Origin of the sequence: Arthrobacter sp. OV608 (assembly GCA_900110595.1) — a bacterium.
In the GTDB taxonomy this organism is placed as follows: domain Bacteria; phylum Actinomycetota; class Actinomycetes; order Actinomycetales; family Micrococcaceae; genus Arthrobacter.
Window position 1 is genome coordinate 1 of the sequence record FOEZ01000009.1, and the last position, 25,380, is coordinate 25,380.

The 25,380-nt window shown below is 66.1% G+C and carries 18 protein-coding genes and 1 pseudogene; 8 read left to right on the forward strand and 11 right to left on the reverse strand.

The window, feature by feature from the left end:
- Both BMX78_RS13060 and lipB read right to left on the reverse strand, forming a co-directional pair.
- Window positions 1-290, reverse strand: a pseudogene (locus BMX78_RS13060) (lipoyl synthase); the annotation flags it as partial.
- Complete coding sequence (gene lipB, locus BMX78_RS13065) at window positions 287-955, reverse strand: lipoyl(octanoyl) transferase LipB (protein WP_091420034.1); 669 nt, start codon at window positions 953-955, stop codon at window positions 287-289. The gene lipB and the pseudogene BMX78_RS13060, both read right to left, overlap by 4 nt.
- A 165-nt stretch (window positions 956-1,120) precedes the next feature.
- Here lipB and BMX78_RS13070 point away from each other — a divergent pair, with 165 nt between their 5' ends.
- On the forward strand, window positions 1,121-2,944 hold the full coding sequence (locus BMX78_RS13070) for a serine/threonine-protein kinase (RefSeq protein ID WP_091420036.1): 1,824 nt from the start codon (window positions 1,121-1,123) through the stop codon (window positions 2,942-2,944).
- A gap of 21 nt (window positions 2,945-2,965) precedes the next feature.
- On the opposite strand, the gene BMX78_RS13075 is transcribed toward BMX78_RS13070, so the two are convergent.
- On the reverse strand, window positions 2,966-3,859 hold the full coding sequence (locus tag BMX78_RS13075; protein ID WP_091420243.1) for a TIGR01777 family oxidoreductase: 894 nt from the start codon (window positions 3,857-3,859) through the stop codon (window positions 2,966-2,968).
- A gap of 73 nt (window positions 3,860-3,932) precedes the next feature.
- Here BMX78_RS13075 and BMX78_RS13080 point away from each other — a divergent pair, with 73 nt between their 5' ends.
- Entirely contained in the window at window positions 3,933-7,451 is a 3,519-nt protein-coding gene (locus BMX78_RS13080; protein WP_091420038.1) for a S41 family peptidase, read from the forward strand.
- Window positions 7,452-7,534: 83 nt separating this feature from the next.
- On the opposite strand, the gene BMX78_RS13085 is transcribed toward BMX78_RS13080, so the two are convergent.
- The 5 genes from BMX78_RS13085 to BMX78_RS13105 all read right to left on the reverse strand — a co-directional run bounded on the left by BMX78_RS13085 (window position 7,535) and on the right by BMX78_RS13105 (window position 13,676).
- Entirely contained in the window at window positions 7,535-7,963 is a 429-nt protein-coding gene (locus BMX78_RS13085; protein ID WP_056333222.1) for an OsmC family protein, read from the reverse strand.
- A gap of 190 nt (window positions 7,964-8,153) precedes the next feature.
- A complete protein-coding gene (locus BMX78_RS13090; protein WP_091420040.1) occupies window positions 8,154-8,504 on the reverse strand; it encodes a hypothetical protein in 351 nt (116 codons plus the stop codon).
- Between the two features lie 116 nt (window positions 8,505-8,620).
- Window positions 8,621-10,387 carry a 2-oxoglutarate dehydrogenase, E2 component, dihydrolipoamide succinyltransferase gene (sucB, locus tag BMX78_RS13095; RefSeq protein WP_091420042.1) on the reverse strand — a complete coding sequence of 589 codons (1,767 nt, stop codon included), beginning with the start codon at window positions 10,385-10,387 and terminating at the stop codon, window positions 8,621-8,623.
- 117 nt (window positions 10,388-10,504) lie between these two features.
- Window positions 10,505-11,887, reverse strand: a complete 1,383-nt coding sequence (lpdA, locus tag BMX78_RS13100; protein ID WP_091420043.1) for a dihydrolipoyl dehydrogenase — start codon at window positions 11,885-11,887, stop codon at window positions 10,505-10,507.
- Between the two features lie 262 nt (window positions 11,888-12,149).
- Complete coding sequence (locus BMX78_RS13105) at window positions 12,150-13,676, reverse strand: leucyl aminopeptidase (RefSeq protein ID WP_091420045.1); 1,527 nt, start codon at window positions 13,674-13,676, stop codon at window positions 12,150-12,152.
- Window positions 13,677-13,936: 260 nt separating this feature from the next.
- Here BMX78_RS13105 and BMX78_RS13110 point away from each other — a divergent pair, with 260 nt between their 5' ends.
- From BMX78_RS13110 to BMX78_RS13125, 4 genes are all read left to right on the forward strand, one after another.
- The gene (locus tag BMX78_RS13110; RefSeq protein WP_091420047.1) at window positions 13,937-14,875 is read left to right on the forward strand and encodes a proteasome assembly chaperone family protein; all 939 of its coding nucleotides are present in this window, start codon (window positions 13,937-13,939) and stop codon (window positions 14,873-14,875) included.
- A gap of 92 nt (window positions 14,876-14,967) precedes the next feature.
- Window positions 14,968-16,314, forward strand: coding sequence for an MFS transporter (locus tag BMX78_RS13115; protein WP_091420048.1), 1,347 nt, complete (start codon window positions 14,968-14,970; stop codon window positions 16,312-16,314).
- A 109-nt stretch (window positions 16,315-16,423) separates the two neighbouring features.
- Window positions 16,424-17,692, forward strand: coding sequence for a DUF4192 domain-containing protein (locus BMX78_RS13120; RefSeq protein ID WP_091420050.1), 1,269 nt, complete (start codon window positions 16,424-16,426; stop codon window positions 17,690-17,692).
- A 272-nt stretch (window positions 17,693-17,964) separates the two neighbouring features.
- The gene (locus BMX78_RS13125; protein WP_091420052.1) at window positions 17,965-19,278 is read left to right on the forward strand and encodes an RNA polymerase sigma factor; all 1,314 of its coding nucleotides are present in this window, start codon (window positions 17,965-17,967) and stop codon (window positions 19,276-19,278) included.
- A 164-nt stretch (window positions 19,279-19,442) separates the two neighbouring features.
- Here BMX78_RS13125 and BMX78_RS13130 read toward each other — a convergent pair whose 3' ends face one another.
- Entirely contained in the window at window positions 19,443-19,664 is a 222-nt protein-coding gene (locus BMX78_RS13130; RefSeq protein WP_013600696.1) for a DUF7455 domain-containing protein, read from the reverse strand.
- A 255-nt stretch (window positions 19,665-19,919) separates the two neighbouring features.
- Here BMX78_RS13130 and BMX78_RS13135 point away from each other — a divergent pair, with 255 nt between their 5' ends.
- On the forward strand, window positions 19,920-22,028 hold the full coding sequence (locus BMX78_RS13135) for a DNA gyrase/topoisomerase IV subunit B (RefSeq protein WP_091420053.1): 2,109 nt from the start codon (window positions 19,920-19,922) through the stop codon (window positions 22,026-22,028).
- Window positions 22,029-22,108: 80 nt separating this feature from the next.
- On the opposite strand, the gene BMX78_RS13140 is transcribed toward BMX78_RS13135, so the two are convergent.
- The gene (locus BMX78_RS13140; protein WP_091420055.1) at window positions 22,109-23,113 is read right to left on the reverse strand and encodes a M56 family metallopeptidase; all 1,005 of its coding nucleotides are present in this window, start codon (window positions 23,111-23,113) and stop codon (window positions 22,109-22,111) included.
- 6 nt (window positions 23,114-23,119) lie between these two features.
- Window positions 23,120-23,506 carry a BlaI/MecI/CopY family transcriptional regulator gene (locus BMX78_RS13145; RefSeq protein WP_050055484.1) on the reverse strand — a complete coding sequence of 129 codons (387 nt, stop codon included), beginning with the start codon at window positions 23,504-23,506 and terminating at the stop codon, window positions 23,120-23,122.
- 271 nt (window positions 23,507-23,777) lie between these two features.
- Here BMX78_RS13145 and BMX78_RS13150 point away from each other — a divergent pair, with 271 nt between their 5' ends.
- Window positions 23,778-25,379 carry a cytochrome ubiquinol oxidase subunit I gene (locus tag BMX78_RS13150; RefSeq protein ID WP_091420245.1) on the forward strand — a complete coding sequence of 534 codons (1,602 nt, stop codon included), beginning with the start codon at window positions 23,778-23,780 and terminating at the stop codon, window positions 25,377-25,379.
- The last annotated feature ends 1 nt before the right edge of the window (window position 25,380 follow it).

The window sequence follows — 25,380 nt, forward strand, 5'->3', positions numbered from 1 at the left end:
GGGGACGGTTTGCCGGTATCGATCTGGCAGAAATCACACCGGCGCGTGCACTCGGACCCGCCGATCAGGAACGTGGCTTCCTTGTCCTCCCAGCATTCAAAAATGTTGGGGCAGCCGGCCTCCTCACATACCGTGTGCAGGCCTTCCTTTTTCACCAGGTTCTTGAGCCCGACGAACTCCGGACCCATCTGGACCTTGGCCTTGATCCACTCCGGCTTGCGCTCCACCGGAACAGCAGAATTACGCTGTTCAACGCGCAAAAGCTTCCGGCCTTCAGGTGCCAATGTCACAGTAGAGCTCCTTCGGGGGTAGCGACCAGGGCGTCTTCATTCTTGCGCAGTTCTTCGATAACCCGGGAAACGAGGTCTGCCGGGGCAACGTCATAACCGGTTTCCTGGGCGATGGTGGTCACGCCCGCATCGGTGATGCCGCAGGCGATGATCTGCGAGTACGGGGTGAGATCGTTGTTGCAGTTGATGGCGAAGCCGTGCATGGTGACGCCCTCGTGGACGCGGATGCCGATGGCTGCGATCTTCCTGTCCGGGCCCTTGTCATCCGCAGTGAGCCAGACCCCGGCACGGCCTTTGATCCGTACAGCCTCGATGCCATAGTCGGCGAGGACGGCGATGATCACGGACTCGAGGCGTTCCACATAATCACGGATGCCCGCGCGGTTCTTCAGCTTAATGATGGGGTAACCCACCAGCTGGCCCGGGCCGTGCCAGGTGAGTTTACCGCCACGGTCCACCGGGACAACGGGGGTACCGTCAAAGGGCCGCTCATGGTCCTCTGTGCGTTTGCCGGCCGTGTAGACCGGGGCGTGTTCCAGGAGGAGGACGGTGCTGGGGGCCTTGCCGGCGACGACGTCGTCATGGAGTTCGCTCTGAATGGCCCAACCGCGGGTGTAGTCCACAAAGTCCGGAGCAAGACCCAGCTGTGAAAACTCAAGAGTCATGGGATCCAGCTTAGACCTTGGGAGGCCGCAGGCCCGGTTTAGTGCTGAAGCTCACCCCGGGCAGTGAGCCAGCCCCCATCGGCCGAAAAAAGCCCTTGGAGCCAGGCCTGTGGCTGCCTGTGGATAACTTCTGCACGGGGTTCCGGATTCGGCTAGACATAGGTCATGGAGAAATTGCAGCACCCGGGTGTCCCCGGATATGCGGTGGGGAGGTTGCTCGGCCACGGTGGGAGCTCTTCAGTCTGGCTGGTCAAGGAGGAGAGGACTGGCCGTGAGTTTGCCCTGAAGTGCCTCCGCCGGACCGCGCGGCGGGCAGCTCGCGGGGAAGAGATGACGGAAGAGGGGATCCGCCGCGAGATCCGTATCCTGTCAGTGCTGGACCACCCCCACCTTATTAAGGCCCATAGCGCCGTCAGGGTGGAAGACGGGCCTGACAGTACGGCCGGCCTGATCATGGACTACGCACCCGCCGGTTCGCTCGGTGGGCTGGTGGCGGCACGGGGCAGGTTGAGTGCCGGCGAGACGGTGACAGTCTTGACGCCCATCGCGCAGGTGCTCGGATACCTGCACAGCAAGGGATTCACGCATGCCGACGTCTCACCGGGCAACGTCCTGTTTACCGGCCAGGGGAAGCCGATGCTGTCCGACGTCGGCATCGCCCGGATGCTTGGCGATCCTGCGTCCGCTCCGGGCAGGGGCACGCCGGGCTTTACGGATCCGGCACCCGTGGACGCCGTCCGGGCCGGTCTGCAGCCCGAGCGCGACGTGTATTCGGCTGCCGCCCTGGGCTGGTTCTGCCTGACCGGGTCGCCGCCGCAACGCACGGCGGACCGCCCACCGCTGACACTCCTGGTTCCGACTGTCCCCAAAGAGCTCGCCGTGGCTCTTGAGTCCGGGCTTAACGAAGATCGGCGGCTGCGGCCCACGGCAGCAGCATTCGGGACCGCCATCTACCGGAGCGCATCGCCATTGCCACTTGATCTCGCGTCTGCGGTCCATCCCACAGTCCTTCCTGAACTGGTGACGCGCCTGCACGCGCCGGCATCACCCAGCGGACTGCGCGAAAGGCTCGATTTCTTGCGGCGCCGGCTGGCAACATCGACATGGGCCGGTTGGTTCCCTAACCCGCAGAAGCTGCCGTTCCCGGCGTCGGACTCCACGGTGTCCACGGCAGCCCAGGCCATGCCCGGCCAGGCCCCCAGGGACCAGCGGAAGGACCAGATCGCGCGTGGGCAGGGAAAGCGTGGGCAAGGAATAGGACAGCCCGCGCTGGACAAGCGGAGGGGCAAGCCCGCGCCGGACCGGCGGAACAACCAGGCCGCGGTAAACCGGGAGAAGAGCCGGCCTGCCGGGATGCGGGGCAGGGCCCGGCACGCTCAGGCGGAACCCAGGGGAGCGCTGCGGCGGGGTGCTGTTGCCGCCGCAGCCCTTACCGCGGCCGTGTGTGCCTGGTGGCTTGTTGGAGCGGGGCTCACAGCAGCAGGACCGGGTTCGCCGCCCGCCGGCCAAAGTGCCGGAACCGCAGGTGCCTACCCGAAAACGCCTCGCGTGGAGGCGCCGCAGCGGCTGGACCCGGCCGACGCCGCGCGGCTGCAGGCGGGTTCGCCGGATCCCGGGGTGGCAGTCCAGGGACTGTCGTCGCTGAGGTCCCTGGCCTTCAGTTCCGGCAGGCTGGAACTGCTGGACGAAGTGAACCAGCCGGGCGCAGGGGCCGCTGCAGCAGACCGGCGAATTGCCGAGCGCCTGCAGGCATCCGGGCATAGGCTTGCGGGCTTCTCCACGGCCCTGTCGCAGGTGCACACAGAAGAGGGCGCAACATCAGCCCGTGCAGTGGTGGCGGTGACGTCCGGCTCTTCCGCCTACGAAGAGAAGGACCCCAAGGGTGCCGTTGTCGCGACCGGTGCCGCCGGTGCTGAGCAGCGGATCCGCGTTGTGCTTGTATCAGTTGGCGGCAGGTGGCGGGTCACTGAAATCCTTCCGAGCCCTTGACTTGTCCGCGGCCGGGAGCCGCTACTCCTTGCCGGCCACCCACTCCGCTGCCTGGGCGAGTGTTGGGTGCTGCCAGGTGAATCCCGCAGAGGACAGGCGTGCGGGCTCCATCCGCTGGCTGGCGAGCAGCAGTTCGTCGGCCAGGTCGCGCATGACAAACCGCAGCACCGGACCCGGAACCCTCAGGGCAGCGGGACGGTGCAGGGCATGGGCCAGGGCAGCCACGAGCTCGTTGACGTTGGCTTCCTCGGGGGCGCACAGGTTGACCGGGCCGCTTACGTCCGATTCCAGCAGGAAGAGGAAAGCCGCGGAGACGTCCGGCAGGGTGATCCAGGGCCAGTACTGGCGGCCATTCCCCAGCGGGCCGCCAATGCCCAGCCGGATCAGCGGCAGCAGCCTGCCCAGTGCTCCTCCCTTACGGCTGAGCACCACCGCCGTGCGCGGAGTCACCACTCGTATACCAGGGGGAGCGGCGGCAGCTGCAGCCTCCCACTCGCCGCAGATCCGGGCCAGCGTCCCGGCACCTTGCGGCGCATCTTCCCGGAGCACGGTGTTCCCGGCGTCACCGTAGTAGCCGGCACCGGACTGGCTGATAAATACGGGCGGCGGGGAATCCAGCTGGCGCATGGCGTTGGTCAGGGTGCGGGTGGCATCCAGCCGGGAGCTGAAGAGCTCCGCAACCCGGTTTCGCGTCCACGGCCTGTCCCCGATGCCGGCGCCGGAGAGATTAACGACGGCGTCAGCGCCTTCCAGCACCTTGGGGTCCAGTTCCCCGGCGGCCGGGTTCCACCGGACTTCCGCGGCTGAGGAGGCCTCGCGCCGCACCAGGGAAATCACCTGGTGGCCGGCCGTACGGAAGGTTGCGGACATGTGGGTTCCGATCAGCCCGGAGGCCCCGGCGATGACTATGCGCATGCTGTCCATCACACCACGGCTGCCACACCGGCACCTCCAACGGCGCCGCGTGGGGGATGACTATGATCGAACGATGACCTCTTCGAGCTACTTCCGTTACCCGCACCTGCACGGCGATCTGGTCACATTCGTGGCCGAGGACGACGTGTGGATTGCACCCTTGGACGGCGGCCGCGCATGGCGTGTCTCCTCGCTCCAGCTTCCTGCCCGCAATCCGCGCTTCACCCCTGACGGGCAGCGGCTGGTGTGGACGGTGGTGCAGGGAACGGCGCCGGAGGTGGTGTCGGCGGCAGTGGACGGCGGGGATTACCGGCAGCTGACGTACTTCGGCCACGGCACCACCAAAGTCAAAGGCTTCACCGCCAGCGGCTCAGTGGTTGTCACCAGCGCGTTCCGGCAGGCCGAAAGCAGGCACACGCACGCCTACAGCGTCCCGCTCGACGGCGGCTGGGCGGAAGAGCTGTCGTTCGGCCCGGTGGAGTCGGTGGCCTTCGGCCCCGAGGTGGGTGATGAACGGCCCGTAGTGGTGGGCAGCGTATTGTCCCGCGAGCCCGCCTGGTGGAAGCGCTACCGCGGAGGCACGGCAGGAAAGCTCTGGATCGACAACGACGGCAATGGCGAGTTTGAACGCCTGCTGCCGGACCTGGACGGCAACCTCGCCGACCCCATGTGGGTGGACGGGCGGATTGCGTTCCTGTCCGACCACGAGGGTTACGGCAACCTGTATTCGGTGTTGCCCAACGGAAAGGACCTGCAGCGCCACACGGACCACGAGGACTTCTATGTCCGTCACGCCAGCACGGACGGCAAGCGGATCGTCTTCGAGTCTGCGGGTGAGCTGTGGGTGCTTTCCGGGCTCGGGGCCGACGCAGTGCGGCTGGACATCACGTTGGGGTCGGCCTCGCAGTCGAGGCGGCCGGCACTCCTTAATACAGCCAAACACCTGGGCGAGGCAGTCCCGGACGCCGCCGGCTCGGCCAGTGCGGTGGAAGCCCACGGCACCATCTCCTGGCTCCGTCACAAAGACGGTCCAGCGCGCATCATCGAAGCAACCCCAGGGGTCCGCGCGCGCCTGCCAAGGCCGCTGAACAACGGGCGACTGGCCTACGTCGCCGATCATGACGGCGTCGAAGCCCTGTTCATCAAGGATGTCGCCGGGCCCGTCCCCGGCACCGCCGACGCACCCTCCGCAGCCAGGCCCGCCGGACCTCAGGACGGTGGGGCAGCCGCCCCGGCACAGGGCCGCGACGAGGAGCAGACGCCTTTGCCGCAGCCGGTCCCTGCTGCCGGCGCTGCAGTCCTGGCCGCAAACACAACGAACACCGCCGTCCGGGATGACCAGCAGGCTGACGTCGCTCCTGAGGAAGCGTCTTCTCCTGACGATGCGAAGGCCGAGCCAGCTGCGCACGCCCAAACGCTGCGCATCGGTTTTCCGCGCCCCACCCGGAGCAGTTCGCTGGAGGCAAGCCCGGACGGCAACTGGCTTGCGCTGGGCACATCGTTCGGCGAGGTCTACGCGGCCGATACGCGGACCGGCGAACTGACCCTGGTGGCAAGCATCGGCGAAGGCACCGTTTCGGACCTCGCCTGGTCCACGGACTCCGAGTGGCTGGTCTGGTCCGAGCCGGTCACCTCTTTCGGTTCGCGCAGCCGGCTCCGGCTGGCAAAGGTGTCGGATCCCGGGGCCAGCCCGGTGGACGTCACGGACGGCCGGTTCCGGGACACGTCTCCCGCCTTCACTCCGGACGGGAAGTTCCTGGCCTTCCTGTCCAACCGCAGCTTCGACCCCGTCTACGACGGGCACTCCTTCGACCTCTCCTTCCCCAGCCCCATCAAGCCCTACCTCGTGGCACTGGCTGCAGATACGCCGTCGCCCTTTGGTCCTTCAGTGGATCCCGATGCCGGTGAGGCTGAGGCGGCGAAGGCTGACCCGAAGCAGGATGAGGCGGCCGCCCCCGAAGTCATCGTGGATCCCGAGGGCCTGGCCCACCGCGTTATCGGCGTTCCCGTGCCGCAGGGCAACTACACGTCACTGAAGGCGGCCGACGGCGCTTTGCTGTGGCTCGACTGGGCCCTCGCCGGGGTAACCGGTGACGGCAAAGCCAGCCAGGAGGACAAGGATGCACGCCCCAGCCTGTCCCGTTTCGACCTCGCCCGCCGGAAGCAGACCACCCTGGTGGAGTCTTTGGACAGTTTCCGGCTCTCCGGAGACCGCAGCAAAGTGGTGCTGATCTCCGAAAAGAAGGTCACGGTGGTCCCGGCGGACAAAAAGGTGGACGAGGAATCCGGCGACCTTGTCAAGGTTGACCTGGGGCGGATCCGGGTCATGATGGAACCGCTCCGCGTCTGGGGCCACGCCTTCGACGAGGCCTGGCGGCTGCAGCGCGACTTCTTCTGGGCAGAGGACATGGCCGGGCAGGACTGGGAGTCCATCCACAAGCGCTACCGCCCCCTGGTGGACCGCCTGGGCTCGCACGATGACCTGGTGGACCTCCTGTGGGAGCTGCACGGCGAACTTGGAACGTCCCACGCCTACGTCAAGCCGGCGCCGGTCACCGAAAACGGCAGCCACGGCCAGGGGCGCCTGGGCGCGGACCTATCGCTCACCCCGGCCGGCTGGGAAATCACACGGATCCTTGCCGGCGAGTCCTCAGACCCGCTCGCTACATCTCCGCTGACCCGCCCGGGCGTGGGCGCCAAGGCAGGCGACATCCTGCTGGCCGTCGACGGGGTTCCGCTGTCCGCCTCCGTCACCCCGGCCATGCAACTGGTCGGAGCCGCGGGCCGGGCCGTGGAACTGACCCTGCTCAACGGCACCGCGCACGGCGGACGTGCCGGCACGCAGCGGCGGGTCGCCGTCGTTCCGGTGAAGGACGAGGAGCGCCTGCGGTACCAGGAGTGGGTGGCATCGAACCGGCGCACTGTGCGTGAGGCGTCCGGCGGAACCTTCGGGTACCTGCACATCCCGGACATGATGGCCAACGGCTGGGCCCAGCTCCACCGGGACCTCGATACGGAGACGGCCCTGGATGGACTCATCGTGGACGTGCGGCGCAACCGCGGCGGGCACACATCCCAGCTGGTGGCCGAGCTGATCGGGCGTAAAGTCACCGGCTGGAGCATGCCGCGCGGCGAAAAGCCGCGGACGTACCCGCACCACGCCCCGCGCGGGCCCGTCATCATCCTCGCCGATGAATTTGCCGGTTCCGACGGCGACATCATCACCCAGGTGTCCAAGCTCCGCGGCATTGGCCCTGTGATCGGAACCCGCACCTGGGGCGGTGTGGTGGGCATTGATAACAGGTTCTCCCTGGCCGACGGCACTGGCGTCACCCAGCCGCGGTATGCCAACTGGTTCACTGGCGGCGTGGGCTGGGGCGTTGAGAACTACGGCGTGGACCCGGACATCGAAGTGGCGTACCCGCCGCACGCCTACGCGGCCGGCCGGGATCCCCAGCTTGAATACGGCATCGGTGCGCTGAAGGAAATGGTGCAGGAGCTTCCCACGGACCGGCCGCCGGCCCGCGAGGGCTACCGCCGGCTCCGCGCGGCCCCGCTGCCGGCCCGCCGGCCGGGGAGCCGGCAGGCGTAGCTCCTGACCGTAACTAAAAGGCCCTGCCCTGCCGGAAGATCTTCCGGCAGGGCAGGGCCTTTTTGTTAAGCCTGGGGGAGGGCCTAGGCCTCCAGCGTGGCGTCCAGGGTGATGTCGATGCTGGCGAGGGCGCCGGAGACCGGGCAGCCCACCTTGGCGTCCGCTGCGATCTTCTGGAACTCGTCCTCGGAGATGCCGGGGACCCGGGCTGACATGGTCAGGTGGCTGCCGGTGATGCCCGTGCCCGGAACGAAAGTGACATCTGCCTTGGTGCGCACTTCCTCCGGTGTGTGCCCGGCGTTGGCGAGCTCGTTGCTGAAGGCCATGGAGAAGCAGGCTGCGTGGGCTGCAGCGATGAGCTCTTCCGGGCTCGTTTTGCCGTTGGCCGCTTCAGTCCTGGCCTTCCACGTCACGTCGAAGGTGCCCAGGCCTGAGGTGGCCAGGCTGGTGGTGCCGGAACCCTCCGTCAGGTTGCCGTTCCATACTGCGTTTGCTGAACGTGTTGCTGCCATGTCACTCCTCAAATCGATTCGAACCGGGGCAGGCTGCTGCCAGGACCCCGCCGCTACCCATCCTATGGATTCGGCACCCCAGGTGCACGGGTTGTCCGCTGTCAGAGGATTGTGACCATGGCGCTAAAACGCCGACGGCGACGCCCCCGCAGGTGGGAGCGTCGCCGTCGTACGGTGCAGATAAAATTGCCTACTGCCAGATGGTGGCAATGGCTACGTTCAGCAGCGCCAGACCGCCCACGGCGTGTGCCAGGCCCTTGCTGACGGGCTCGTTGTTCTTGTACTTGCGGCGGCCGATGAAGGCCAGCACCCCAACCGCAAGGGCGATGGCGAACTTGATGCCCAGCTTGACGTAGTTGGCGTCCATGTCCAGGGCCGGGATCAGGCCCATCAGGGCGATGCCGGTGAGCAGCTGGAGCATGGCGCCGTCGAACTGGCGGGGGTGGACGGTGGGATTTTTCATCTGGCCGATCCAGATGCCCACTATCATGGCGGCGCCGACGATGTGCAGGAAAACCACAATGTTATAGACGATGTTCATGGGACCAGTGTAGCCAGAGGTTCTACAGCTTGTAGTAGTTAAACGCCGACGGCGGTGCAGGCGTTGCGCTGGTTACCCACCGCTGCCTGCACCGCCGTGCGTGCGTTGTTGGCCTGTTACAGCCCCAGGTCCGCTTCGAAGGCGCCCTCTTCAAGGCGTGCCTTCAGGGTCTGGAGGAACCGGCCGGCGTCCGCGCCGTCCACCAGGCGGTGATCGTACGTCAGCGACAGGTACATCATGGAGCGGATGGCGATCGAGTCGTCACCGTTTTCATCCGAAACAACCACGGCACGCTTGACGATGGCGCCGGTACCCAGGATGCCCACCTGCGGCTGGTTGATGATCGGGGTGTCGAACAGGGCCCCGACCGAACCGATGTTGGTGATGCTGAAGGTGCCGCCGGACAACTCGTCCGGGCCGATCTTGCCGTCGCGGGTGCGGCTGGCAACGTCGGCGATCTTGCCCGCCAGGCCGGCGAGGTTCAGGTTGCCGGCGTCGGAAATGACCGGAACCAGCAGGCCCTTGTCCGTGTCCACGGCAATCGCGAGGTGCTCGGCGTTGTGGTAGGTGATTTCCTGCTTGGCCTCGTCGTAGGCAGCGTTGAGCTTGGGGTGCTGCTTGAGGGCCTCGGCGACGGCCTTGGCGATGAACGGCAGGAAGGTCAGCTTGACGCCGTTCTGCGCCTGGAACGAGTTCTTGGCGCGGGCACGGAGCTTGGCCACCTTGGTCATGTCCACCTCGTGGACCTGGGTCAGCTGGGTGGAGATCTCCAGGGATTCGCGCATGCGGCGGGCGATGACCTGGCGGATGCGCGGTGCCTTCTGCGTGGTGCCGCGCAGCGAGGAAACTGCGGCGTTGGAGGCTGCGGGAGCAGACGCGGCCGGTGCTGCTGCCGGCGCTGCTGCCGGTGCGGCCTTGGCCTCGGCGGCGGCGATGACGTCCTGCTTGCGGATGCGTCCACCCACGCCGGTGCCGGAGAGTGAGGCGATGTCCACGCCGTGCTGGTTCGCCAGCTTGCGGACCAGGGGAGTGACGTAACCGGACTCGGATCCGCCGTTTGAGGGTGCAGCCTCGGCTGCGGCAGGTGCTGCGGCGGGGGCCGGTGCTGCTGCCGCAGCGGGTGCCGCGGCCGGTGCGGGAGCGGCCTGCGGGGCAGGTGCTTCAGCCTTCGGCGCTTCAGCCTTGGGGGCTTCCTGTGCCGGCGCTTCCTGTGCCGGGGCGGGTGCGGCCGGCGCTTCGGCGGGGGCAGCAGCTGCACCGGAGCCGATGACGGCCAGGACGGAACCGACCTCTGCGGTTTCGTCTTCGTTGACCCGGATTTCCTGCAGGGTGCCGGCAACGGGGGACGGGATCTCGGTGTCCACCTTGTCGGTGGAAACTTCCAGGAGCGGCTCATCCACCTCAACGGAGTCGCCCACGGCCTTCAGCCAGCGGGTGACGGTGCCTTCGGTAACGCTTTCGCCCAGGGCAGGGAGGGTGACCTCGTGGCCTTCGCCGCCGCCGGCTGCCGGAGCTGCCGGTGCTTCCTGGGCGGGCGCAGGCTGTGCAGGTGCTTCCTGGGCGGGGGCTTCTTCAGCCGGAGCGGCAGCGGGAGCTTCCTGCGCAGGAGCTTCTTCGGCCGGTGCAGCGGGGGCGCCGCCACCGGAGCCGTCGCCGATCCGGACCAGGGGAGCGCCTACCTCGGCGGTCTCGTCCTCGGCAACCAGGATTTCCTCAATCACGCCAGCTACAGGAGAGGGGATTTCAGTGTCTACTTTGTCGGTGGAGACTTCGAGCAGCGGCTCGTCCACCTCTACCCGGTCACCTACCTGCTTGAGCCAGCGGGTGACGGTTCCTTCGGTGACGCTCTCACCGAGGGCGGGCAAGTTAACGGATTCAGACATGTCGTCCCCGTTCTCCTTATTGATCTTTAGTGCGGATGATTGCTGCCTTGTTGGCCAGCCTAGTGCACCCGGCATTTCGTGCCGGGTGCACCAGGCCCTTTGGTGCTTGGGGGGAGACTAGCCGTGAAGGGGCTTGCCCGCGAGTGCCAGGTGGGCTTCGCCCAGGGACTCGTTCTGGGTGGGATGGGCGTGCACCAGCTGCGCCACATCCTCGGGGTATGCTTCCCAGTTCACGATCAGCTGGGCTTCGCCCACCTGCTCGCCCATGCGGGCGCCGATCATGTGGACGCCCACCACGGGGCCGTCCTTCTGGCGGACCAGCTTGACCAGTCCGGAGGTGCCCAGGATGGAGCTCTTGCCGTTGCCGGCGAGGTTGTATTCCTGGGTCTGGACCTGGTCGTCGCCGAACTTTTCCTTGGCTGCCTTTTCGGTGTAGCCCACGGTGGCGATTTCGGGATCGGAGTAGGTGACCTTGGGGATGTTGATGTCCTCGACGATCACCGGCTTGAGGCCGGCGATTTCCTCGGCCACGAAGATGCCCTGCTGGTAGCCGCGGTGCGCCAGCTGCACGCCGGGGACGATGTCGCCGACAGCGTAGATGTTGCCGACGCCGGTGTGCAGGCGCTCGTTGGTGATGACGAAGCCGCGGTCGATGGTGATACCGGCTTCCTCGTAGCCCAGGCTGGCGGTGACAGGGCCACGGCCGACGGCGACGAGCAGCAGGTCCGCTTCGAAGGTCTTGCCGTCCACGAGGGTGACCTTCACGCCGTCGTTGTTCTGCTCAACGCCCTGGAAGAAGACTCCGGTGGAGAACTTGATGCCGCGCTTCTTGAAGGCACGCTCGAAGTTCTTGACGATGGTGGCGTCCTCGTTCGGGACCAGCGAGGGCAGGCCCTCCACGATGGTGACGTCGACGCCGAAGGACTTCCACACGGAAGCGAACTCGACACCGATCACGCCGCCGCCGAGGATGATGGCGCTCTTGGGGATGGAGTCCATGGTCAGGGCCTGGTCCGAGGTGATGACCTTGCCGCCGATTTCCAGGCCCGGAAGGGTGCGGGAGTAGGAACCGGTGGCCAAAACGATGTTTTTGCCCTTGTAGGCGGTGCCGTTCACCACAACGGTGTCGGTGCCCTGGAGCTTGCCCTCACCTTCGATGACGGTGATGCCCTTGGACTTGATCAGGCCCTGGAGGCCCTTGTACTTGCCGGCGATGATGCCGTCCTTGTACGCGTTGACGGCAGTGATGTCGATGCCGTCCAGGGTGACGTTCACGCCGTACTTGGCGGAGTCACGGGCGTGGTCGGCGAGCTCTGCCGAATGCAGCAGCGCCTTGGTGGGGATGCAGCCGTTGTGGAGGCAGGTACCGCCCAGCTTTGCCTTCTCCACGAGGCCGACGGTCAGGCCAAGCTGTACGGCCCGCAGGGCGGCGGCGTATCCACCGCTGCCTCCACCGAGTACCAGGATGTCGAATTCTTGCGCAGTTGCCTGATCGGCCACTTAAACGCTCCCTCGCGTGAACGATGACGCGTTCTTCCGCGCATCATCTGGTCTTGGAACTTGCACTGCCGTGATTATGTCAGCGTGCCTGTTCTCTTGCATTTGTGACTACCGTGGTTCACCTTAGCGAACCACTTATCCATGCTCCACCTTGGCGCCGCGTTTGTGGAGCGCTTGTGTCGAGTGTCACGCGGCCCTGCGGCGCAGGGAACATCCCGTGCCGCAGGGCGCGCAGTTACCGGGCTACGGCTGCCCGTTGGCCTCAGGCGGCTGCTGCCAGGATGTCCTCTACATAGGCCACCAGGGTCCGGACCGTGCAGCCCGTTCCCTGCTTGTGGGTGTAGCCGTAGGGGCTTCCGTTGTTGAAGGAGGGCCCGGCGATGTCGATGTGGGCCCAGGGGATCTGTTCCCCGTCCTTGCCCTTACCCACGAATTCGCGCAGGAAAACGGCCGCCGTCATCATGCCGCCGTGGCGTTCGCCGATGTTGGCCAGGTCGGCCACCTGCGAATCGAGGCTGGGGCGCAGTTCCTCGGGCAGCGGCATGGGCCAGACCAGTTCGCCCGCACGGTCCGCCGCGGTCTTCAGGGCACCCGTGACGCTCTCCGACCCCATCACGCCGGCGGTGCGGTTGCCCAGGGCGATCAGCTGCGCGCCGGTGAGCGTGGCGACGTCGATGATGGCGTCCGGGTATTCGCGGCTGGCGGCCACGATGCCGTCTGCCATCACCAGGCGGCCCTCGGCGTCGGTGTTCAGGACCTCAACAGTTTTGCCACCGAACATGGTGAGGACGTCCGCCGGGCGGGACGCCGCACCGGAGGGCATGTTTTCGGCGATGCAGAGCCATGCGGTCGCCTTCACCGGCAGGCCCAGTCCCGCCAGGGCCAGGACAGTGTTAAGGACGACGGCGGCGCCGGCCATATCGCTTTTCATGTCGCCCATGCCGAGGGCCGGCTTGATGGAGATGCCGCCGGTGTCGAACGTGATGCCTTTGCCAACGAGGGCGATCTTCGAGGTTGCCTTGGCGGGGGAGTATTCCACCTTGACCAGCCGGGGCTGGCGGGCTGAGCCCTTGCCCACGCCCATGATGCCGCCGAAGCCTTCCTTTTCCAGCCGCTTCTCATCCCAGACGGTGACTTTGACGGGCAGGCCTTTGGCCAGGTCCTTTGCGGCCTCGGCGAACGTCTCCGGGTAGAGGTGGCTCGGCGGCTGGTTGACCAGTGACCGGGTGGCGTTGACGGCCTTTCCGAGCAGGCCGGCACGCTTCAGTGCTGCGTTGACGCCGTCGTTGCCGGACAGGTCCGTGAAGATAACGGCATTTTTGACCGGATCCTTCAGCCCGTCCGTGGAGGACCGGAATTCGGTGAACGAATAGGCGCCCAGTGCGGCACCTTCGGCGACTGCCGCCACGTCGGCGACGGACGCCGTCGGAAGGGCCAGGACAACCGTGGCGAGGCCGGAAAGCTGGCGGACGGCGGAGCCGGCAGCGCGGCGGAGCGCTTCTTCCGTCAGCGGCTTTCCGGCCGCCACGCTGCCGGTGCCGGCGAGGACCAGGATTCCGGCGCCCGTTTCCGGAAGGCCGGGAAGGCGGACAATCTGGTCTGCGGCGCCCGTGACGCCCAGAGACTTGAGGGACTCCGCCAGGGCCTCGGCACTCTTGGCCGTCAGCGGGTTGTCCAGGAGCACCGGACCGTCAGTGCCCTTCCCCACACCGATGACCACTGCGTCACTGGGGCTCTTCTTCAGGTCCCTGGTGAGGGTACTAAGGTTGATTTCAGTATTCTTGACCACAGGGATCAGTCCTCAATTCTCGCGAGATGTTCGAAGCAGGGATGCATGTTCGGCGCTCTGCCATGGATGCCCGGATTGCCGTCGTTCGGGACGCAGCCCGGGTGTCTTCAAGCCCGTCTGGCAGGCCAGTTCCGATCGTAGCCCGTCCCCGCCCGAGCCGGTGAATTTCCTGAGATGTGCGCCACACCAGCCGCAGGAATGCGGGGCTGTCCCGGGGCGTTGTAGAGGATGTCCACCCGCACCCATGAAAGGAACACGCCGTGCTTGAACGGATCTCCGGCTCCCTGCTGGACCCCGACGCGCTTTATGCAAGCAACATTGAGCTGTTCCACAGCCCGGAGCTCAAGGGGCTGAACCTGGTGATGGGCTTCACCGGATTCGCCGACGCCGGGCAGGTGGTGAAGCAGATCAATGCCGAGCTGCTGGACTCGCTCGACGCCCAGCCCGTTGCCGTCTTCGACGCCGACCAGCTGATCGATTACCGCTCCCGCAGGCCGCACCTGACCTTTGTCGAGGACCATCTGCAGGACTACCAGGAACCCCGGCTCGCCCTCTACCGGCTCGTGGACGGCCTGGGCAGCCCCTTCCTGCTGCTGGCCGGATTCGAACCGGACCTGCAGTGGGAACGTTTTGCCCGCGCAGTGGTGGGCATCGTGGAGAAACTCGACGTCAACCTGGTCACCTGGATCCACTCAATCCCCATGCCCGTTCCGCACACCCGCCCCGTGGGCGTCACGGTGCACGGCAACCGGCCGGAGCTCATCGAGGGCATCTCGGTGTGGAAGCCCACCGTGGAAGTGCCCGCGGCAGTGGGGCACATCCTTGAACTCCGCCTCGTGGAGGCAGGCCGCAACGTGGCCGGCTACGTCATCCACGTGCCGCACTACCTGGCCGAGGCCGAATACCCCACGGCCGCCGTGGCCGGCCTGGAGTACCTGGGTGCCGCCACCTCCCTGATGCTTCCCTCGGACCGGCTCCGCGAAGCCGGCCGTGAGGTCAGCCGCCAGATCGCCGAGCAGATCGACGCCTCCGAGGAAGTCCAGCAGGTGGTGTCCCGGCTTGAGTCCCGGTATGACGAAAAGGCCGAAGGTACCGTCCGGCGATCCCTCCTGGCGGATGAAAATGACGAGCTGCCCAATGCCGATGTCCTCGGCGCCGCTGTGGAGGCCTATCTCGCCCGCGAGAATCCCGGCCAGTAGACGCGCCCGTGTCCTGAACCCTTTCCGCGCCCGGACCGCCGTCGAACGCCCTGCTGCCGGGCCGGGCACGGGTGTCCGGGCATAATGAAGAGGTGACTGCACCCCGAGCCTGGCTGATCTGGACCATTGGAATCTTCGGGTACCTGGTGGCCGTTTGCCAGCGCACCTCCTTCGGGGTAGTGGGCCTGGAAGCGACGGAACGCTTTCACGCCAGCGCCGCCGCGATCTCGTTCTTCACCGTCCTCCAGCTCCTGGTCTACGCCGGGCTCCAGATCCCGGTGGGGCTGCTGGTGGACCGCTTCGGCTCCCGGGCCATGATCGCCGGCGGTGCGGTGCTGATGGGGTTCGGCCAGCTTCAGCTGGCCTTTGCCGACAGCATCCCCGGCGGCGTGGCCGGACGGGTCCTCGTGGGCGCCGGCGACGCCATGACCTTTATCTCGGTGATCCGCCTGATTCCGCTCTGGTTCGCTCCCGCCCGCGTGCCGCTGGTCACCCAGCTGACCGGGATGTCCGGGCAGCTGGGACAGCTGTTCAGTGTCCTCCCGTTCGCGTTCGTGCTGCACTCTGCCGGCTGGACCCCGGCGTTCCTGATGCTGGCCGGGATGTCCGGACTCGCCGTCGTCCTGGTGGTTCTGCTCCTGCAGGATGTGCCGCCCGGTACCGCCCGGCCGCAGGGGCAGCAGGGCTTGAAAGCCACGGGTGCCTCGCTGGCCCGCGCGTGGCGCCAGCCGGGGACGCGGCTGGGCCTGTGGAGCCACTTCACCATCCAGTTCAGCGGCACCGTTTTTGCGATGACGTGGGGCTACCCCTTCCTGATTTCCGGACAGGGCCTGGACGCCGGAACCGTTGCCGCCCTGATGGCGCTGTACGTGGCGGCCGCCATGGCGGTAGGTCCTTTCATCGGGCGCTTTGTGTCCCGCCACCCGCTGCGGCGTTCCACCATGGTCCTCCTGATTGCCGCCGCGACTGCCGGGGCGTGGGCCGCTGTCCTGCTGACGCCGGGCCGTTCGCCGTTGTGGCTCCTGGCCGGCCTGGTCATGGTGCTTGCCATCGGCGGCCCGGGCTCGATGATCGGCTTCGACTTTGCGCGGACGTTCAACCCGGCCCACCGGATCGGGACGGCCACGGGCATTGTTAACGTGGGGGGCTTCATCGCCGCGCTTGTTGCCATCTTCCTCATCGGCCTGGTGCTGGACGTGCTGTACGCCAGCGGCTTCTCCAACGGAGAGCTGTACGGGCTGGCTCCGTTCCGGATTGCCCTGAGTGTCCAGTTCGTGCTGCTTGGCTTCGGCGTTGTGGCCATGCTCGTGTGCCGGCGGAAGGTCCGGCGGCAGATGGCGGCGCAGGGCGTTGTGGTACCGCCCCTCCGCAGTGCCCTGGCCCGCCAGCGCCGGGAAAACCTGGCCCGGCGCAGCAAGGCAGCGGCTTCGGACGACTAGTCCCGCACAGGCCCGGTTTTCGCCTCGTCCGCCGGGCGCGGCGGACTCGTTATCCACATAGGTGAGCCTGGTCCTTCTGAGGCTTCCGCCGCAGGCGAAAGCTGGAACCATGACATCTCCAGAGCGCCTCACAGTCCGCGGCCCGGAAGACATCCTGGGCTTCATTCCGCATTCGTTGGGTTACTGGCCGGCCAACAGCCTGGTGGCCATGACGCTGCAGGGCAAGAGGCTGGGTGCAACCCTCCGGCTGGATCTTCCCGGGCCGGCGGTGCTGGCCGATCCGGCACCCTTCGCCGAAACGGTAGCCGGGTACTTGGCGGCAGACGAGCACGCCGACGGCACTCTGCTGGCTCTTTTCACCAACAACGGCTGGCTGTCCGGGCCGGGATGCTATGACGGGCTGCTGTTCAGCCTTGAAGCGGCGCTGGCCGGAGCCTGCATGCCCGTCAAGGAGGCCTGGTATGTGGGGGACCGCTACTGGCGGGACGCCTGGTGCACGGATCCGGCCTGCTGCCCGCTGCCGGGCCGGCCCCTGGAACAGATCCGGGACAGCCTGCTCAACACGGAAATGGTGTTCCGCGGAAGCAGTGTGGGGCCGCCTCCGGAGGAACGGCAGGCCCGCACTGTCCCCAGCCTGTACCGTGCAGCTGTCCTGGAGGCCGAAGCTGTGTGGTCGGCCCGCCTGGACTGCCGGCGGCAGAGCCGGGCGCAGTTTGACGCTGTGCTGGGCCTCTGGACCGGGTTGCTCGCAGGCCCGCGGGAGGAATTAGGCCAGCCGCTGGTGGACCGGGACGCCTTCCTGCGGGCCTCGCTGCTGGTGCCTGCCTGGCGCGACGCTGTCCTGGTGATGGCGGCGGCCGGACAAGCGGCTGCCGCAGCCGGAGCCGAGGAGTTCGGGAATTTCGACGAGGAGCCGGGACCTGAGCCCGTGGTCTTTACGGGCGTTGTTCCATTGGAGACGGGCCCACCGGAGACCGAGCCGGCCGGAGCTCCATCATCAACCGGGGGACCCCCCGCCCCCGAGCCCCTGCTGAAGACCGGACAACACCAGGGGACTCCCGGTTACGGTGATGTCCTCATGGGGCATGAGCCGCCAGTCCCGCAGTGGCTGACCATGGACGCGCTGGACCTGGTCCTGGGGCAGCTGGCGCTCCTGGGTGGGGCGCCGGCAGCGGCCGCATTAACGGGAAGAGGCTGGATTGCGTGGTGCCGCGGACGCGGCTCGTACTCCGCAGCGTATTACGAGGAAGCCCTGGAAATCGAACCCGGCTACCGTCTGGCGGAACTGCTGCTGGAGCTGGTTCGTCGCGGTACTTTATGCGGGTGGGCAGCCCGGAAGGAGGCAGCCTGGCAGAAATTCGGTCCGGACGCCGCCTGAAGCCCAGCGCTCCGGTCCCCCTTGGCCAGTCAGCGGGACCGTGGGGAGGTCCTATTCGGGGAAACGTGAGACAATGGTTGCCGAGACCCGGTTGGGTCCGTGTATCAAGTGCCTGTAACTGGTCCTTCCGGGGAACATTACAGCCGCTCCGGCAGTTCTATTTATAGACTCTGCCGGCCGTGGTGGCGCTTGGTTTCCACCACGGACTTGACAGGGTCATAGTGGTGTTGCCCGTATGGTGATTCCACAGACCACCGCTAGAAAGGTTTTCTGTGACCCCGTCTTCCACGAAGAAGGACCCCGCCGCCCAGGACGAACTGTCCGCTGAGCAGAAGCAGGCTGCGACAAACGCCAAGCGGGCCGCCACTCGGGCAGCCAACAAGGCTTCTGCCGGTGAAGCTGGTGCGGACGGCAAGCGTGAGCCCAAAAAGCGCGGCCCCAAGCCCGGCGCGAAGGCCGCCGCCGAGGCAGCCGGCAAATCGGCGTCTGACACCGACGATGACGTAGAAGAAGTTGAGGAAGACCTCGACGACATCATCCTCGAAGGCCCCGACGTTGTTGAAGAGGACGCCGAAGCCGATCCCGTGAAGGGTGCTGCCGGATCGGGCAAGGGCTTCGTCTACTCCGATGCTGATGACGACGACGCACCTGTCCAGCAGGTCATGTCGGCCGGCGCCACCGCCGACCCCGTCAAGGACTACCTGAAGCAGATCGGTAAGGTTGCGCTGCTCAACGCCGAGCAGGAAGTGGACCTTGCGCTCCGGATCGAAGCCGGTCTGTTTGCCGAAGAGAAGATCAACGCGGACGACGGGTCCATGGACCCCAAGTACAAGCGTGAGCTTGAGTTCATCATCCACGACGGCAAGCGCGCCAAGAACCACCTGCTCGAGGCCAACCTGCGCCTGGTGGTCTCGCTGGCCAAGCGCTACACCGGCCGCGGCATGCTGTTCCTTGACCTGATCCAGGAAGGCAACCTGGGCCTCATCCGCGCTGTGGAGAAGTTCGATTACACCAAGGGCTTCAAGTTCTCCACCTACGCCACCTGGTGGATCCGCCAGGCGATCACCCGCGCCATGGCGGACCAGGCCCGCACCATCCGTATTCCGGTGCACATGGTTGAAGTCATCAACAAGCTGGCCCGTGTCCAGCGCCAGATGCTGCAGGACCTTGGCCGTGAACCCACGCCTGAAGAGCTGGCCCTCGAACTGGACATGACGCCCGAAAAGGTGGTCGAAGTCCAGAAGTACGGCCGCGAGCCCATTTCGCTGCACACACCCCTGGGCGAGGACGGCGATTCCGAGTTCGGCGACCTCATCGAGGACTCCGAGGCTGTTGTCCCGGCCGATGCCGTGAGCTTCACCCTTCTGCAGGAACAGCTCCACTCCGTCCTGGATACCCTGTCCGAGCGCGAGGCCGGGGTTGTTGCGATGCGGTTCGGCCTCACCGACGGACAGCCGAAGACTTTAGACGAAATCGGCAAGGTCTACGGCGTCACGCGTGAGCGGATCCGCCAGATCGAATCCAAGACCATGTCCAAGCTGCGCCACCCCTCGCGGTCGCAGGTCCTGCGGGACTACCTGGACTAGGACCAGCAAGTCAGCGAGAGCGGCCCGCCGGCTGCCGTGCCCCTCCCGGGGTGCAGCAGCCGGCGGGCCGCTTTGCTTAGTACCAGGCGCTGCTGCGCGAGCGGCTGAGGTTAAAACGAAGAGGGACCCCACCTTCCGGTGGGGTCCCAACTGCTTCGGGTGTGCTAGTCGATTTCTACGGCAGCCTTCTCGTGAAGCTTGCCCGTCTCATCGTGCCAGTCGGAGCTCAACGGCTTGAGCGTTGCCTCGACTGCGCGGGCGTGGTGGCCGCAGAACAGCAGCTCACCGCCGGAGGACTCGAGTACAACCCGCACATATGCCTGGGCTCCGCAACGGTCGCACCGGTCGAGTGCGTTGAGTGTGCGGTCTGCCACTGCTGTTGTCATGTCGGCCTCCTTAGTAGATCAGTACGTCTATATAACCAGTATTCGTAACAAAACCATCGCAAGGATGGGGCAAGTTCGCTGTCCGCGTATCCGCAAGAGTGCGTCAAGATCTGCACAGTCCCCTTCAAGAAGCGCTAAGTGGCGCGGGGCACAGGCCCCGCCAGGTGTGGCAGTCGGTGGTGCACGGCCCGGCCGACTACCCTAGGAAGAGCGAATCCCAGCCCGCTGTTCCATCCTTGAAGGAGTTCACCACCGGTGGCACCAAGTTCTGATTACACTGCCCGGCACCTGTCTGTCCTGGAGGGCCTCGAAGCCGTCCGCAAGCGCCCCGGCATGTACATCGGTTCCACCGACTCCCGCGGGTTGATGCACTGCCTCTGGGAAATCATCGACAACTCCGTTGACGAGGCCTTGGCCGGGTTCGGCCACGACATCAAGATCATCCTCCACGCCGATAACTCCGTGGAAATCCACGACGACGGTCGCGGCATCCCCATCGACAAGGAACCAAAAACCGGGCTGACCGGCGTCGAAGTGGTCTTCACCAAACTCCACGCCGGCGGAAAGTTCGGCGGCGGCTCCTATACCGCCTCAGGCGGCCTGCACGGTGTGGGCGCGTCCGTGGTCAACGCCTTGTCCTCACGCCTCGACGTGGAGGTGGACCGCGGCGGCAAAACCTACAAGATGTCCTTCCGCCGGGGCGAACCCGGCCGCTTCAAGGACGTCGGATCCAAGGTCGACCCGGCCGCACCCTTCACTCCGTTTGTGGACGATTCCGTCCTGGACGTGGTGGGCAAAGCCAAGCGCGGCGTCACCGGCACCAGGATCCGGTACTGGGCTGACCGGCAGATCTTCACCCCGGACGCAAAGTTCTCCTACGACGAACTCGCCGCCCGGGCCCGGCAGACGTCCTTCCTGGTGCCCGGCCTCAAGCTCACCGTGCGCGATGAGCGGAAGGTCCCGGGAACCCCCGGCGAAGCCGGTCCGCATGAAGAGGTCTTCCACCACGACGGCGGCATCTCGGAATTCGTCGAGTTCCTGGCTGCCGATCCCGCGGTCACCGACGTCTGGCGGCTGCACGGCTCGGGCAAGTTCAAAGAGACCGTTCCCGTGCTGGACGAACGCGGGCACAGCCAGCTCGCCGAGGTGGAACGCGACTGTGAAGTCGATGTGGCCCTGCGCTGGGGAATCGGCTACGACAGCACCGTCCGAAGCTTCGTCAACATCATCTCCACGCCCAAGGGTGGAACGCACCAGTCCGGCTTTGAGCAGGCCCTGGTCAAGACCTTCCGCAAAGCCGTGGAAACCAACGCCCGCAAACTCAAAGCCGGCAACGACAAAATCGAAAAGGACGACATCTTCGCCGGCCTCACCGCCGTCCTGACCGTGCGCCTGGCCGAGCCCCAGTTCGAAGGCCAGACCAAGGAAATCCTGGGCACCTCCGCCGTGCGCGCCATCGTGGCCAAGGTGGTGGAGCGTGAAATCACCGCGAAGATCAACTCCGCCAACAAAAACGACAAGTCCCAGTCGGCCCTGCTCCTGGAGAAAATTGTCAGCGAGATGAAGTCCCGCATCTCGGCCCGGGTGCACAAGGAAACCCAACGGCGCAAGAACGCGCTGGAAACTTCCTCGATGCCCACCAAGCTGGCTGACTGCCGCACGGACGACGTCGACCGTTCCGAACTGTTCATCGTGGAAGGCGACTCTGCTCTGGGAACCGCCAAGCTGGCCCGGTCCTCGGACTTCCAGGCGCTGCTGCCCATCCGCGGCAAGATCCTCAACGTCCAGAAGGCGTCAGTGGGGGACATGCTCTCCAACGCCGAGTGCGCCGCCCTCATCCAGGTGGTGGGTGCCGGCTCCGGCCGCAGCTTTGACATCAGTGCCGCCCGCTACGGCAAGGTCATTCTTATGACGGACGCGGACGTGGACGGCGCGCACATCCGCACGCTGCTCCTGACGCTTTTCTTCCGCTACATGCGCCCCATGATCGAAGAGGGCCGCGTCTTCGCCGCCGTCCCGCCGCTGCACCGGGTGGAGGTCATCAATGCCGGCCAGAAGGCCAACGAGATGATCTACACCTACTCGGAGGCGGAGCTGCACGTGCTCCTGGCCCGGCTGGCCCAGGAGGGCAAGCGCTACAAGGAGCCTATCCAGCGCTACAAGGGCCTGGGCGAGATGGACGCCGAGCAATTGGCCGAGACCACCATGGACCCGCGGCACCGCACGCTGCGGAAGGTGGGGATCGAGAACGCGAAGCAGGCGGAGGAGATCTTTGACCTGCTGATGGGCTCGGACGTCTCGCCGCGCAAGGACTTTATCATCGCGGGCGCCTCCAGCCTGGACCGGGAGCGCATCGACGCCTGACCTTTTTCACCGGTGGTTGAGCTTGTCGAAACCCGGGTTTCGACAAGCTCAACCACCGGCATAGCGTACGACGGCGGGACTCAGCCGAACAGGCCGGGCACCACCAGCAGCGCTGTGGGCAGGGCCAGCAGGAGTACGCAGCCGGCCAGGACCAGGCTGCGGACCGGAGCTGGCAGTTGCGGCTGGGGGGAGAGCAGCCGGCTGACCCGGGAGGCCGTGGTGCGGGCCGAGTCCGCGCCGGCGGCCGCTGCCGGGTCGAGCCCGGCCAATGACAATCCGGACGCGGCGAGCCCGGACGGGGCAGGCTGGATTTCTGCTTCGCCCGGCGTCCTGGCGGATCCGCTGGCAACGATGGCAATGGCCTTGATGAGCGTGGCTTTGCTTTCGGTTTTGAGCGCGACGTCGTCGGCCAGCATTTCGATCAGGGAGTTCACGGACTCCTGCGCAAGCCGGGTGGTGGGAAGCCAGGGGAGCGCCTGCCGCCAGGCGGCGAACGCCCACAGGAGCAGGTGGTGCCGCTGGCTCAGGTGCGCGTTTTCGTGGATCAGTACGGCGCGCAGTTCGGCCGGCTCAAGGGCAGCCATCAGGCCATCCGACAGCACGGTTACCGAGCGCGCCCCGCCGGGAAGGCAGTAGGCCACGGGTGAATCGTGGCTGATGACCAGCGTTCCGGCCCCTTCGGCGGACGGGGAGGCCAGGAGCGCGAGAAGCTCCCGGTGCCGCCGCCGCTGGCGCTCGATCTTGTAATAGGTCAGCAGCAAGGTGAACACCAGGTGCGCCGTCAGCAGCGCGGCGGCGGACAGCGCGAAGATATGCCAGAAGCCCAGGTCCGTGGTGGGGGCGTTGAAGAGCACCATGCCTGCAAGGGCCCGAAGGCCGGCGATCAGGTTGTCGCCGACGGGCTCCAGCCCGTACACCAGCATGGCGCCGATCATGGACAGGCCACCGGCAAGGGCGATGGCCTGCCAGAGCACCATGGCCGTAAAAGGGGACCGCGCGGGCCACTGTGCACGCGAGAGGAGGATAGGCACCGGCCACGCCAGGACTATCGCAAGGACCGCCAGCAGGTATGAGGCCCAGAACATGGTCCGCTAGATGTGGCCAAGCAGTTTGCGCAGAGTCTCGGCTTCACCTTCGGAAACGGAGCCAATGAAGCGTGCCAGCACGGCTTCACGGTCCGGGGCGGACCCCAGTACTTCGTGCATCAGCTCCGCGGTGTGGTCCTCGCGGCTGGATACTGCCTGGTAGCGGTGCGGACGGGTTCCGCGTTCGCGCTCCACCAGGCCCTTCTTCTCGAGCCGGGACAAAACGGTGAGCACGGTGGTGACGGCCAGTTCCTTGCCTTCATGGCCGGCGCTGCCATCCTGCCCCGCTGACGTCTGTGCCAGCCGATCCCGCAACGTGTTGGCGGTGGCTGCTTCATGGCCCGCCCAGAGCAGGTCCATCACTGCCCGTTCCAGTTCACCAAGACTAGCCATTTGCACTTTTCCTTTGTTTCCCCGCACCGCTGCCATGGACAGCGGTGACAGCATGCGTTTTGCTACTACTACAGGATCCAATTTACCCCGATTCCGTTTCACTTTCTACATTGGGTAGAACACGAGCAGGTCACGGCCCCACTGCACGCGCGGTGGAACCGCAGCCCCGTTTTTACAGTGCCGCCGGCGTTGTTCTACACTTTGTAGAAGTTAGAGTTTCTACAGAACGTAGAAAACCTTCGCCCGGACAGTAGGGACCGCCATGGACGCTTTGGACGCTCTGGAAATCGCACGCTGGCAATTCGGCATCACCACCGTCTATCACTTCATGATGGTTCCGCTCACCATAGGCCTCGGCCTGGTGGTGGCCGTCATCCAGACCATCTGGCACCGCACCGGAAAGCCCGAGTACCTCCGGATGACCAAGTTCTGGGGCAAGCTCTTCCTTATCAACTTCATCATGGGCGTGGCCACCGGCATCGTCCAGGAGTTCCAGTTCGGCATGGCCTGGAGCGAGTACAGCCGGTTTGTCGGTGATGTCTTCGGGGCCCCGCTGGCACTGGAGGCGCTGCTGGCCTTCTTTGTGGAGTCCACCTTCCTGGGCCTGTGGATCTTCGGCTGGAAGCAGCTCAAGCCCGCCATCCACCTCGCCTGCCTCTGGATCGCCGTCGTCGGCTCCGTGTTCTCCGCATACTTCATCATCGTGGCCAACAGCTGGATGCAGCACCCCGTGGGCGTCGAGATGATCGACGGCCGGCCGGTCATGACCGATGCCTGGGCAGTCTTCACCAACAACACCGCCCTCGTTGCCGTACCGCACACCCTTTTCGGCGCACTCGCCGTGGCCGGCGGCTTCCTGCTTGGCATCGCCTGGTACCACCTCTGGCGGAGGCGGCGCGACGGCGTGGACACCGTGGGTGCCGACGGCAAGGTCATTGCAGGGGAAGCAGCAGAGATCCCCGGCCGTGACCGGGACGACCACAAGGTCTGGCTCCGGTCCCTGCGGATCGGTGCCGTGGTGGCCATGATCTCCTTTGCCGGAACCGCCCTTACCGGCGACCTCCAGGGCAAGCTCATGTTCGAGCAGCAGCCCATGAAAATGGCTGCCGCCGAAGCAGCATGCCACGACGGCACCGGATTCTCGGTCCTGAGCATCGGCAACATCGGCTCGCAGAGCTGCGACGACATTGTGGCCCTGATCGAGGTTCCCGGCATCCTCTCCTACCTGGCCAAGGGCGATTTCACCACCGAAGTCCAGGGTGTTAACAGCCTGCTGCCCGAGTACAAGGAAAAGTACGGCACGCACCTTCCGGACAACCCGATCTACGGCGAGCGCGCCGGGCAGGAAATCGACTACCTTCCCGTCATGGAGGTCACCTACTGGGGCTTCCGCATGATGATCGGCTTCGGCGGCCTCGCGGCCCTCGCAGCCCTGGTGGCCCTCTGGCTGACCCGCAAAGGCACCGTCCCGGAGTCCAAGTGGCTGATGCGGCTTGCCGTCATCGGGATCCTTGCCCCATTCGGCGCCAACGCGGCCGGCTGGATCTTCACCGAGATGGGCCGCCAGCCGTTCGTAGTGGCACCGAACCCGGACCCCAGCGGCATCGACCAGGTGTTTATGTTCACGGCAGCCGCAGTTTCGCCCGGTGTCTCCGCCGGTGAACTCATGACGTCCCTGGTCACGCTGACCGCCATCTACGCCGTGCTGCTGGTGGTGGAGGTCAAGCTGCTGGTCAAGTACATCCGGGGCGGCGTGGTGTCCGCGATGCCGGAGCTCGTCCACGCCCCGGTGGACGAAAACGAAGACGCGACCCCCGGGCCCGGCGGCCCTGGCGGCAAACCGGCCGACGACGTCCTGGCCTTCGCCTACTAGT